9 protein-coding genes are annotated in these 13,162 nt (G+C 38.6%); 7 read left to right on the top strand and 2 right to left on the bottom strand.

The features are described 5' to 3' along the window. Nucleotides 1-50 precede the first annotated feature (50 nt). A complete protein-coding gene (locus ABD676_RS09000; protein WP_344674335.1) occupies nt 51-728 on the top strand; it encodes a DUF937 domain-containing protein in 678 nt (225 codons plus the stop codon). 140 nt (nt 729-868) lie between these two features. Beyond that, a complete protein-coding gene (locus ABD676_RS08995; RefSeq protein WP_344674334.1) occupies nt 869-1,900 on the top strand; it encodes a threonine aldolase family protein in 1,032 nt (343 codons plus the stop codon). An 826-nt stretch (nt 1,901-2,726) separates the two neighbouring features. On the opposite strand, the gene rpoN is transcribed toward ABD676_RS08995, so the two are convergent. Continuing rightward, the gene (gene rpoN / locus ABD676_RS08990) at nt 2,727-4,190 is read right to left on the bottom strand and encodes an RNA polymerase factor sigma-54 (RefSeq protein WP_344674333.1); all 1,464 of its coding nucleotides are present in this window, start codon (nt 4,188-4,190) and stop codon (nt 2,727-2,729) included. Between the two features lie 228 nt (nt 4,191-4,418). Between rpoN and ABD676_RS08985 the strand changes: the two genes are divergently transcribed. Both ABD676_RS08985 and ABD676_RS08980 read left to right on the top strand, forming a co-directional pair. Next, complete coding sequence (locus ABD676_RS08985) at nt 4,419-6,740, top strand: penicillin-binding protein 1A (protein WP_344674332.1); 2,322 nt, start codon at nt 4,419-4,421, stop codon at nt 6,738-6,740. Between the two features lie 48 nt (nt 6,741-6,788). Further along, a complete protein-coding gene (locus tag ABD676_RS08980; RefSeq protein WP_344674331.1) occupies nt 6,789-9,914 on the top strand; it encodes a DPP IV N-terminal domain-containing protein in 3,126 nt (1,041 codons plus the stop codon). Nucleotides 9,915-9,966: 52 nt separating this feature from the next. On the opposite strand, the gene ABD676_RS08975 is transcribed toward ABD676_RS08980, so the two are convergent. Next, nucleotides 9,967-10,290, bottom strand: a complete 324-nt coding sequence (locus tag ABD676_RS08975) for a GIY-YIG nuclease family protein (RefSeq protein WP_344674330.1) — start codon at nt 10,288-10,290, stop codon at nt 9,967-9,969. Nucleotides 10,291-10,395: 105 nt separating this feature from the next. On the opposite strand from ABD676_RS08975, the gene ABD676_RS08970 reads away from it, so the two are divergent. The 3 genes from ABD676_RS08970 (at nt 10,396) to nusA (ending at nt 13,081) form a co-directional block, all read left to right on the top strand. Then, nucleotides 10,396-11,169 (top strand): XRE family transcriptional regulator, encoded by a 774-nt coding sequence (locus tag ABD676_RS08970; protein ID WP_344674329.1) that lies wholly within the window; start codon nt 10,396-10,398, stop codon nt 11,167-11,169. A 206-nt stretch (nt 11,170-11,375) separates the two neighbouring features. Beyond that, complete coding sequence (gene rimP / locus ABD676_RS08965) at nt 11,376-11,840, top strand: ribosome assembly cofactor RimP (protein WP_344674328.1); 465 nt, start codon at nt 11,376-11,378, stop codon at nt 11,838-11,840. A gap of 2 nt (nt 11,841-11,842) precedes the next feature. Continuing rightward, nucleotides 11,843-13,081, top strand: coding sequence for a transcription termination factor NusA (nusA, locus tag ABD676_RS08960; protein WP_344674327.1), 1,239 nt, complete (start codon nt 11,843-11,845; stop codon nt 13,079-13,081). The last annotated feature ends 81 nt before the right edge of the window (nt 13,082-13,162 follow it).

Here is a 13,162-nt window from a genome sequence, read left to right as displayed (position 1 = left end):
CTATATTTGATTCGTAAATTTAATATTTAATAATTAAAATAAACCAAAACATGAATTTTACAGATCTAATTTCAGGCAGCATAGGCTCCCAAGCAACAGAAGGGATTTCTGAAAAACTTGGACTAGACAAAAATCAAACGCAGTGGGTTGTTTCTGCCGCAATTCCTTTGATGATGTCTGCATTAAATTACAATGCGCAAAAGAGCCCAGAGCAAGCTAATGGTATTCAACAGGCCTTGGCTAGCAAGCATAATGGTAGCATTTTCGATAATTTGGGAAGTCTTTTTTCTAATGGTCCTACAGAAGATGAGGACAAAATCGTAAACCACATCTTCGGTAAAAACACAGAGAATGTAAAACAATCACTTTCTGAAAAATCGGGTATCAGCATGGGTAAGATTGCTGGTATTTTAGCCTTATTAGCACCATTGGTAATGGGCTATTTAGGGAAGAAAAAACAAGGTCAAGATGAGCAAGGTGGTTCCGGTGGTATAGGTGATTTAATAGGAAGTATTTTAGGAGGTGGAGCATCGCAGTCTGGTGGTTCTGGTGGTATTGGTGACCTTATTGGTTCGGTTTTAGGAGGCGGTTCTTCAAATGCCCAGTCTTCCCAACCCAATGTTTCAGGTGGTTTAGGTGACTTGGTTGGGGAATTCTTTAATCAAAAAAATGACAGCAAGGCTAAAGGAAGTATTTTGGATAGCTTGGCGGGAATGTTTGGGAAATAGATCATTTTTAAATACAAAATATGATAAAGGGGTTGGAAATTTACATTTCCAACCCCTTTCTTTTAGCCTTACTTCATGCACAATTTGTAAAAATAATAGGCATTGAGTTCTTGATTATCGATGAATTTATAACTTTGGGTATGTCAAGAAAAATCAGTTTCAGAAACGATTATAGTGAAGGTGCTCATCCAGCAATTTTACAATTGCTTATGGATACCAATATGCAACAGGAGCCAGGTTATGGCACAGATCATATAAGTGAGTTGGCTAAACAAAAGATAAAATCCTACCTGCAGAATGATCAGGCCGACATCTATTTTATATCAGGTGGAACACAAGCAAACCTATTGGTGATTAGTCACCTGTTAAAGCCCTATGAATCTGTTATTGCTGCTGATACAGGGCACATTGCTGTTCATGAAACTGGGGCCATTGAAAACACAGGACATAAGGTAAATGTAGTTCCTAATGCTCTTGGTAAACTAACTGTTGCTGCAGTTGAGAGTATATTGAATACGCATCAGGATCATCATATGGTTAAACCAGCAATGGTTTACATTTCTCAGAGTACAGAAATAGGAAGTATTTATTCTAAGAAAGAACTGCAGGACCTGTATGCCTACTGCCAAGAGAAGAATTTAAAATTATTCATCGATGGTGCACGCTTGGGTGTAAGCTTGACAGCATATAAAAATGATCTTAGCCTTGCAGACCTGAGCAAACTTTGTGACGTGTTCTATATTGGTGCCACCAAGAATGGCGGTTTATTAGGGGAGGCCATCGTATTTAACAAGCCCGACCTAGCGATTGATTTTCCAGATGCGTTGAAGCAAAAAGGAGCTTTACTAGCGAAAGGAAGACTAATAGGAGCACAATTCTTAGCTTTGTTTACCGATGAAATATTTTTTCAATTAGCAAAACGAGCCAATCAATTGGCTATGCGAATTGCTGATGCATTGATTCAAAAAGGTTATGAATTTGCCTGTCCGCCAGAAACTAATCAGCTCTTTCCTGTTTTGCCAAACCCTGTCATTGAAGACTTGCAGACCCATTTTGACTTTTTCGTTTGGGAGAAATTAGAGGGTAATAAAGCCGTTTGTCGAATCGTTACATCATGGGCAACAACAGATGAAGCGGTAGAGGAGTTTTTGAAGGAGCTTAGTAAAAACTAGAACCAAAAAAAGTATTATCCTTTTTAAACTTTGATTTTTATATTTAAAGGAATGCTAATCTTTTTCTTTGGAACTCATATGGAATACGATAAAATACACGCTAAAAAAATTGATTTTGTTAGAGCCGATTAAATCTGAAAAACAGTACGAAAGCTATTTGGAAAGAATTTATTTCTTAATGTAAACAGGTTTAAAATTTGATTCTAAAGAGTCTGATGAATTAGAAATTCTAACCATTCTAGTGAAAAATTATGAGGATACACATTTTGCAATTCAGAAGCCAAATCCAATAGAAATTATTAAGTTTCGTCAAGATCAAAAAGGCTAAAATGTATCGCTTTTACGAAAAATATGAAGCTTTTTTATAGGGTTTAAAATTTTATCAAGCATGTAAAAATTGAATCTTTCACAGAATCAGGTAGCGGAGCCCCCTTTTCGTAGCATTTCCAGAAACCTTCATGAAAAATAGACGGAAATAAGTAGAAATATTTCTAACATTTGATTGTACTATCTGACCATAATCTCAAATCTCATGTCTCATATCTCATATCTATTTTAAGGGGTTTGCTAGGTGATATCTTCGACACTCTTTCGGATCTCCTTCGGAACTTGTTCGGATCTCCTTCGGATCTCGTTCGGTTCCGACCGAACGAGATCCGAAGGAGATCCATATCAGATCCTTGGAAATTCCGTTAGAATATCGAATCCATATAGAAGGAAATACAAAGTTATACCAAGGTTAAATGTTCGTAGATCTATAGCAAAAAATAAAAAGGATAGCCGAATTGACTATCCTTTTCTATTTACGTGTTAAATTTCCTGCGGATTATAATTCTTTTCGCAGTCGTGCAACTGGAATATTCATGGCTTCTCTGTATTTTGCCACTGTACGACGAGCAATGGAATAGCCTTTTTCTTTTAGGATGTCCGTTAGCTTCTCGTCAGCAAGCGGTTTGCGCTTGTCCTCATTGGCAATACATTCCTCAAGGATCTTTTTCACTTCTTTGTTGGATACTTCCTCACCAGATTCGGTTTGAATAGCTTCAGAGAAAAAGGATTTCAATAGGTAAGTTCCAAATTCGGTTTGAACATATTTGGAGTTTGCTACACGGGAAACTGTGGAAATGTCCATTTCGATCTTGTCGGCAATATCCTTTAAGATCATGGGTTTTAGCATCCGATCATCCCCAGTTAGGAAATAGTCATACTGATATTCCATGATGGCATTCATGGTTTTTAATAGGGTCTGTTGACGTTGTTTAATGGCGTCAATGAACCACTTGGCGGAATCTAATTTTTGTTTGACAAATTGAACAGCCTCCTTCATTTTCTTATCGTTCTTCTCTGCTTTTTCGTAATGCTCAAACATTTCCTGATAGGAACGAGAGACTCTTAATTCGGGAGCATTTCTGCTGTTCAAGGTAAGGTGTAGCGTGCCATCGTTATTGCTGATGTGAAAATCAGGAATGATATGCAGCTGCTTACCTGCTGCAGCACCAGAATCGCCCGGTTTTGGGTTGAGCTTTAAAATCTCATTGACAATCTCCTTTAATTCTTCCGAGTTCACTCCCAATTGACGTTCAATTTTGTCGTAATGTTTTTTGGTGAATTCTTCTAAAAAGTCATTTACCACAATCTGCGCTTGTCGAACAATCGGATTGTCCTGGTCTTTTTTACGAAGTTGTATAGCTAAACATTCTTGAAGATTTCTTGCGCCAATTCCATGCGGGTCAAATTCTTGAATGATCTTCAGCATATCTTCGACTTCTTTCTCCTCAACTATTACGTTCTGTGAAAAGGCTAAATCGTCTATTAATGAAGGAATTGGTCTGCGTAAATAACCATCGTCATCTAATGAGCCAATGATCTGTTGACCGATTAAGAAATCACGGTCAGATAAAGCCAATAAGTCTAATTGGCTTTGTAGGTTTTCAAAAAAAGAAGATTGGATGGCCACGGGGATTTCCTTACGGTTATCGTCGTCGTCGCTATCATAACCACCGCCATAATCTCGGTAATCATCTTCTTGTATATATTCATCTACACTAAATTCTTCCTCGTAGTTATTGTCTTCCGCATTAAAATCATCCTCTGGGTCCTTGTCCGGATATTCCTCCACGGGATCATTCATGTTGGCTAAACTTCCATCTTCCAGAGCTGGATTTTCCTCCAGTTCCTCTTTAATACGCGCATCTAATGATACAGTAGGTACCTGTAGCAATTTGATGAATTGTATTTGTTGAGGTGAAAGCTTTTGAAGTAATTTTTGTTGTAAGGTTTGTTTTAACATGTCCCCGATTAATAAGTCATGGTAAAAATAGTGATTTAAATTTAATACAACAGTTAATTTACGGATTATTATAGATTTGGGTACAGTTTTTGTGGACGTTATTGCTTGATTCCCAATAGCGGATTAAGCAAAAAGATTGTTTTGTTAAATTTCGTTAATTTTTACGGACTGTAAACTTTTTGCCATAATTGCAGTAGTAAATTCCAAAGTTTTCTCCATATTTACCCTATGTTTAGACGGGTCAGAAACAAATTTTTGCGTATTACGCTGATACTTATATATTTCGTTATTTTATTTACCTGTGCGGTTCAAATTAACTTTTTAGGCTTGTTTGGTTCTTCGCCAACTAAGAAAGAAATTTTATTGCCAAGCCTAAATGTATCTTCTGAACTTTATACTGCTGATTCCGTTCTCATCGGAAGATATTATAAACAAGATCGCGACCCAGTTCCTTACGATAGTATTTCTAAAAATGTAATCAATGCCTTGGTGGCTACTGAAGATGTACGATTCTTCAAACATCATGGGGTAGATTTTATTGGTTTGTTCGGTGGTGTGGTCTCAACTATCAGTGGTAGTGATCGCGGTGCCAGTACCATTACACAGCAATTAGCTAAAAATTTGTACAGAACCCGTTATAAGGATGCTCAGGGTTTATTGGGTAAGATTCCAGGGGTAGGTCTTGTGGTGACCAAATACAAGGAATGGATGACTGCTTTCAAGCTGGAAAGTAAATATGGTAAAGAAGAAATATTGACCATGTATTTGAATACGGTATCTTTCAGTAATAATGCCTATGGTATTAAATCGGCCTCTGTTCGTTATTTCGATAAATTACCTAGTGAATTGAGCGTTAATGAGGCAGCGGTATTGGTAGGGATGTTGAAAGGAACAACACTTTATAACCCTATTCGCAATCCTAAAAATGCCTTAACGCGCCGTAATACGGTACTGGGACAGATGCAAAAGGAAGGATTCCTGAGTGCTAAGGAAGTTACCAGTCTTTCAAAGGATTCTTTAGGGTTGAACTTGAATAATCAAGAACAACGTAACTCCAATGATTCCTATTTGCGGACAGCAGTAGAGAAATGGTTAGAGAAATGGGCTACAGATAATGAAATCGATATTTATACCAGTGGTTTAAAAATATATACAACGATTGATTCGCGGATGCAGAAGATTGCAGAGGAGTCTGTAAATGAGAAGATGAAGGAATTGCAACGTCGCTTGGATAATGTGTGGCGAGGTCAAGAACCGTGGAGAGATAAAGAGGGGAATGTTATCCCGAATTTCTTAGAAGATCATGCGCGAAAACTGCCCATCTATACCAGTTTAATGGAAAAGTATAAGGATGAGGCAAAAGTTTTCGAAGAGCTAAACAAAAAGCGTGAAATGGAGGTTTTTACTTGGGATGGTATGGAAAAGGAGAATTTCTCGACCATGGATTCCTTAAAGCATTACTTGACCATGTTAAATACTGGTGTTATGGCTATGGATCCATACTCGGGTGAGATTAAAGTTTGGGTAGGGGGAATAAACCATGATTATTACAAATTTGACCACGTGAACCAGGCTAAGCGACAACCAGGGTCAACATTTAAGCCTTTTGCTTATGCGGCAGCGTTAGATGCAGGAAAAGCACCATGTGATACGTATGAGGATAAACCGGTGAAAATTGAGTTTGTGAACAATAAGGGTGAGCATGAAATTTGGGAGCCTAAAAATGCTGATTGGAATTTTTCTCACCGCTCCCTGTCGCTAAGACATGCAATGGCTCGTTCATTGAATAGTGTGACCGCTCAGATAACAGAAGAAGTAGGATGGGACAAAGTAGTTGCTATGGCCAAAAAGTGTGGCATTGATAGTAAGTTAGAATCTGTTCCTTCGGTAGGATTGGGTTCTAATGAAGTGACGGTATTTGAGATGGTGCGTGCCTATGGAACTTTTATGAATCAAGGAAAAAAGACAGAACCAATATTGGTTTCCAGAATAGAAGATAAAGATGGTCGTGTTTTAGCGACTTTTAAAACTGAGGCAGAACAGGTGATCAGTCCGCAAGATGCTTGGTTAATGACTTATATGTTGCGTGGAACGATTGAGGAGTCTGGGGGTACATCGCAAGCATTATGGGAATGGGATCTGTTTGAGAAGGAAAACGAAATTGGTGGGAAGACCGGTACATCCTCTGATTATGTTGATGGATGGTACATGGGTGTCACTAAAGATTTGGTTACTGGCGTATGGGTAGGCTGTGATGAACAAAGTATCCACTTTAATAGTTCAGGTACTGGGGAAGGTTCTAAGACAGCATTACCAATCTATGCGTTATTTATGGAAGAATTGTATAAGCATCCGGAGTTGGGCGTAACACTTGGGAAATTCCCGGAGCCTACTGTGGAGATCAGCAAAAAATACAATTGTCCTGGACCAAGAATTCGGGTGGAGAGTAGCCCAGCAACATCAGATTCAACAGTAGTTGAAGAGGAAGTAGAGCTGCCAAGACTAACTTTGCCTGATATAAATCAAGAAGAAGAACCTGAGAATAATTAATAAAGAATTCTAATGGGAATTCTTATTTTTAACTATTAATTGTTGATTATGAGATCGAAAGCTACCTTTATTACCAAATTATTGTCAATTCAGCTCGTATTGCTGATGTTTATGGCACTAGTGCCACAACAGGGAAAGGCACAATACTTTGGACAGAATAAAATGCGCTATAAGAAGTTGGATTTCAAAGTATTTGATACACCTCACTTCAATATTTACTATTATTTGCAGAATGATTCCATGATGAATTGGCTTGCCAAGGAGTCAGAAGTATGGTACGAGCTGCATCAACAAGTATTTCAAGATACTTTCTTGCGTAAAAATCCCATTATTTTATACAATAACCATCCGGAGTTTCAGCAAACGACAGCCATTTCTGGTGAGATTTCAGTAGGAACTGGTGGTGTTACGGAAGCTTTTAAGCAACGTGTGGTGATGCCGGTTATGCAAATTAATCAGCAGACCCGCCACGTTTTAGGACACGAGATGGTCCATGCTTTTCAGTACCGTGTATTGATAGAAGGTGGTGATTCAACCCGCTTAGAAAGTGTTGCTAATATTCCGTTATGGATGGTCGAAGGTATGGCCGAGTATTTTTCCATTGGTAAGAAAGATGCTTTCACCTCCATGTGGATGCGCGATGCCTATGCAAGAAACGATATTCCTAGCTTAGGACAGATGACGGAAAATATGAACAAATATTTTCCATATCGCTATGGTCAGGCATTTTGGTCCTATGTAGGGTCGACTTATGGGGATACAGTTATTATGCCTTTGTTTATCGAAACAGCAAAATACGGATATGAGGGAGCGATTCGTCGGGTATTTGGTTATGATGCACAGACCATGTCGACCTTATGGCGTAGCAGCATGGAGAATACCTATCGTGGTTTAGGAAAGGATACGACTTCTAGACCTATTGGTCAGTTGCTATTATCAAAAAAGAATGCAGGACGGATGAACGTAGCGCCAGCTATTTCACCTGATGGTAAATATGTCGCTTTCCTTTCGGAATTAGACCTGTTTGGCATTGATTTGTTTTTGGCTGATGCCAATACAGGGAAGGTCTTACGAAAACTTGGTAGTCGAACGACGAACAAGGATATCGATGAATTTAGTTTTATAGAATCGGCAGGGACCTTCTCACCTGATAGCAAGAAATTTGCCTTTAGTGTGTTTAGTGAAGGGAAGAATAAGCTGATGATTCTGGATGTAGAATCCGGGAAAACTGTTGCTTTGCAGGCGATGGGTGAAACCACGGAGTTTACCAATATAACTTGGGCACCTCAAGGTGATCTGGTCGCATTCTCGGGATTAAAGAATGGTTTTTCTGATATCTATACCTATAATTTGAGTACAAAGGAATTGGTTCAATTGACCAATGATAAATATTCAGACTTCCAGCCAAGTTTTTCTAGGGATGGAAAATACATTGTGTTTTCCACAGATCGTGTTTCCTTGGAGTCAGGTTCCAGAACAGTTGATATTCCAATGAGTTTGGCAACTATTGATCTTCAAACCAAGGAGGTTAAGAATCTGCCGATATTTCCGGGAGCAAATAACTTAAATCCGCATTTCTCTTCCAATAGCAAGGAAATTTACTTCCTGTCGAATAGTGATGGTTTCCGTAATATGTTCCGTTATAATATAGAAACTGGCGCTTTGGATCGAATGACCGATTTCTTTACTGGTATTTCGGGGATTACGGAGTATTCACCGGCGATGAGTATTTCTGCGAATGATGATATCGTTTATTCTTATTTCAAGGATAATGCCTATACCGTTTATAAAGCTAAGAGTTCTGAATTTGAGCCTGTACCTGTAGATCCAGGCGTGGTGAATTTTGAGGCTGCGATGTTGCCGCCGGTAAAAAGCTATGGCGTAAATGTCGTAAATACCAATTTGCAGAATTTTAATGCCTATGGACGTATTTCGGATTCGCAAATTAAGAATATTCCATACAAGCCGAAGTTCAAGTTGGATTACCTTGCGAATTCTGGAGTTGGTATGTCTGTAGGGTCACGTTATGGTGCAGGAATCGCATCGGGTATTCAAGGTATGTTCTCGGATATCTTAGGGTATAATCAGATTTTTGCTGCTGCGAATATCAATGGTGAGATTTACGATTTTGGCGGCCAGATTGCCTATATCAACCAACGTAGCCGTTGGAACTGGGGTGGTTCACTTTCGCATATACCTTATCGTTTTGGTTTCTATGATTACGCGATGCGTGATTTAGGAAATGGAACAGAGCCGGTAATCGATCAATATTTGGTCCGTTCATTCCAATCGCAAATAGATGCCTTTGTTGCTTATCCATTCAGTAGGCATCACCGTTTTGAAATGGGTGGAGCGGCATCTTATAACTCTTACCGTGTAGACCGCTTTACGCAGAGTTATTATAATTACTACGGTACACGTGAGCGAGTGCCGAATGATACGGCTGCCCGTGCTCTGGGTGTAGGAAATCTAGATCCATTTAACTTAATGCAAGTGAATGCAGGTTTAGTAGGGGATAAGGCAGTGTTTGGGGTTGCTGCACCATTGCAAGGTTTTAGATACCGTTTAGGTGTGGAGCAATATTTTGGGACATTTCAGTTTTCTGCAGTGAATGTGGATTTACGTAAGTACCACCGCATGAAACCATTTACCATTGCTGCTCGTATATATTCATATATGCGCTTGGGTAATGATGCAGATCGACTTTATAACATCTATATTGGTTATCCGTATTTGGTTCGTGGATTTGAAAGTAATTCCTTCGGTCCGAACTCAAAGATTGGTTTCAATGACCTTTCGGGATCTAAGATGGTAGTGGGTAACTTTGAAGTTCGTTTGCCATTTACTGGGCCAGAGAAATTGGCAGTATTGCCTTCAGGCTTCTTGTTCTCCGATTTGAATCTATTTGTGGATGCTGGTTTAGCTTGGCGAAATGGGTCGAAAATAACTTGGCAAAAAACAGAAGCCGATAAGGTGGAAATTACAGCCCCAGGTGGACAGCCATATTCTGTATATCCTGATAACTTGACTATGCCAGTTTTCAGTGCTGGAGTATCGTTACGTATTAACCTGTTTGGGGCAATGATATTAGAACCTTATTATGCTATTCAGTTGAATAATCCTACGCGTTCTAAGTTTGGTACATTCGGATTAAACTTTGCACCAGGATGGTAGTCTAAATTACTACTAGAGAGCTAGTAAGGTTGTTAAGGCCGTTGTTTATTGCTTATGCATAAACAACGGCTTTTTTATTTGTGGCAAAATGACTCATCGGAAGAGCTAGGCTGAGCCAATTGGGGTTTTGCTTACGGATTAATCGCTCGCGTACAATACGGCCAAATTGCTGAAGTTCTTGATACTTACGCATAGCTTCCTCTTCAGAACTGAATTGCTCCAGATAAACTATACGGTTAAGTACAGCTTGGCTCATGAAACAACCAGCATCAGGATTGTTGATCTGTTGAAAGATTTGGCTGATATCGTTACTCATTCCCGGTTGTAAAAATCTTCTGTTTGCGTCTGTGCTGATGTATATATAGTAATTGTTCATGTTGTTTTAGCTAAATTATTTGGTTATTTAAATATGTTTTGCTAATTTTATTGGCACAATAATACTAATAATATTAGTAATTCAAAAATTAATTGAAAATTATTTATGTCAAATATTTCATCAAACCTGAAGTTCTTACGTAAGAAAAAAGGATTAACACAGCAACAATTTGCTGATTTAATGGAGATTAAAAGAGCTTCAGTGGGAGCGTATGAGGAAGATCGTGCGGAGCCTAAATACGAATTGCTAAAAAAAATAGCGGAGTATTATGAGTTGACGATGGATGAATTGGCAAATGATGTGATTGATGAGAAATGGAAGCCAGTAGCGAAAAGTAATGCTTCAAATCTTCGTGTTCTTAGTGTGACAGTTGATTCAGAAGATAGGGAAAACATTGAGTTAGTTCCGGTGAAGGCAAGTGCAGGTTATTTAAATGGATATGGCGATCCGGAGTTTGTAAAGGAATTGCCGAAGTTTTCATTGCCATTTATGAAACAAGGTAGCTATCGTGCTTTTGAGATTAAAGGAGATTCGATGTTGCCATTGCCATCTGGTTCTATTATTATAGCAGAGTATGTGGAAAATTGGCATGATGTCAAGTCTGGAAGCACCTATGTAGTCGTTTCGGCTAATGATGGTGTGGTATATAAAAGAATTGGACAAAAATTTAAAGAAGATAAGGGTTTGAAGTTGGTTTCTGATAATAAGACTTATGAACCTTATTGGGTTGAGGCAACGGATATATTAGAGATCTGGAAAGCAAAGGCATTTATCAGTATGGAGTTGCCAGAGCCTAGTCCTGAGCCTACCTTAGAAGGTTTGTCTGCTATGATGGCACAAATGCAGAAAACAATTAATTCTGTAGTGGATAAAAATTAAGGAAAGAGCCGAGTTTGTACTCGGCTTTTTTTAAATGAATAATGACTGATCTGGTTGAATAATATTTGATAGAGATTACCTACTTTTTATGACTGTAAATGCATTTAGGTTATATGTTTCGTATTGTAAAATATTTTTTCTATCTTTGTCTCATCTGAAAGGAAGGGGGCATGGTATGCCCCCTTTTTTAATTCAATTGTTAAAATATGCAGGTTGAGAATCGCGTAATAGAGCTTATAGAGGAGAAGATTGCTGACAGAGATGACTTGTTCATCGTTAGTGTGAGAATGCTTAAGAATGGTGTTTTGGAAATTTTATTGGATGGTGATAATGGTATTTCCATCGATGACTGTGTTAAAGTTAGCCGTCATGTAGGATTTCATTTAGAAGAAGAGAATGTAGTTGATCATGCATATCGACTAGAAGTTTCTTCTCCAGGTGTTGATTCGGCATTGGTTCTTCCAAGACAATACCAAAAGAATATAGGTCGTAGCGTGAAATTGAAGATGAACGATGGGGGTAAAAGAGAGGGCAAACTAGTTGCTGTTTCTGATGCTGCCGTAACGATTGAAGAAATTGTAAAAGAAAAAGGGAAGAAGGCGGTAGCAGTACCTGCTGAGATTCCATTAGAACAAATAAAGGAAACTAAGGTGTTAATTTCATTTAAATAGAAATGAGTAGTAATATAAACTTGATTGACTCTTTTCAGGAGTTCAAAGATTTCAAGAACATTGACCGTCCGACGGTAATTACGGTTCTGGAAGAAGTATTCCGCAGTATGATCCGTAAGCGTTTTGGTACGGATGAGAATGTTGACGTTATTGTTAACCCTGATAACGGAGACTTAGAGATCTGGCGTACGCGCGTAGTAATGGAAGATGGTTTTTCGGAAGATGACGATTTAGAAATCGAACTTGAAGAAGCACATAAACATGACGCGGATTTAGAAGTTGGAGATGACTTTATCGAGCAAATTACCTTAGAGAGCTTTGGTCGCCGTGCGATTCTTGCTGCTCGCCAGACCTTGGTTTCGAAAATCTTGGAATTGGAGAAAGATGAAGTTTTCAAGAAATATAAAGATCGTGAAGGCGAGTTAGTGATTGGTGAGGTTTACCAGATCTGGAAAAAAGAAATCTTGGTTTTGGATGAGGATGGAAACGAATTGATCCTTCCTAAAACTGAACAGATTCCTGCTGACTACTTTAAGAAAGGCGATAGCATTCGTGCCGTTGTTCATAAGGTAGATATGATGAACAGTAATCCAAAAATCATTATCTCTCGTACAGCACCCGAATTCTTACAACGTTTGTTCGAGCTGGAGGTTCCTGAGATTTTTGATGGATTGATTACGATCAAGAAAATTGTTCGTGAACCAGGAGAGCGTGCTAAAGTTGCGGTAGAGTCTTATGATGACCGTATCGATCCAGTTGGAGCCTGTGTGGGTATGAAAGGATCGCGTATTCATGGTATCGTTCGTGAATTGCGTAATGAGAATATTGACGTGATCAACTTCACAACCAATCATTCATTATACATTACACGTGCATTGAGCCCTGCTCGTATTACTTCCATCAAGATTGATGAAGAAAATAAAACTGCTGCGGTGTATTTGAAACCAGATCAGGTTTCATTAGCAATTGGCCGTGGTGGACACAATATTAAATTGGCCGGTAAATTAACTGGTTATGAAATCGACGTTTATCGTGAGAATGATGAAGAAGAGGAGGATGTGGATATCGAAGAATTCGCAGATGAAATTGAAAGCTGGATCATCGACGAATTAAAACGCGTTGGTCTAGATACTGCGAAATCGGTATTATCCTTGAATGAAGAAGAGTTAGTTCGCAGAACTGACTTGGAAGAAGATACGATTCGAGAGATCCTTCGTATTCTTCAGGCAGAATTCGAATAGAAAATAGCGATTGATTTCGGATTCAACAATTTTCAATAAATTGTTGAATCCATGTAAAAAAACATATTTTTGTAATTGAAA

This window comes from Sphingobacterium kyonggiense, from assembly GCF_039536825.1.
Lineage (GTDB): Bacteria > Bacteroidota > Bacteroidia > Sphingobacteriales > Sphingobacteriaceae > Sphingobacterium > Sphingobacterium kyonggiense.
Note: the sequence above shows the minus strand (reverse complement) of the source record. Positions and strands in the feature narration are given on the sequence as shown.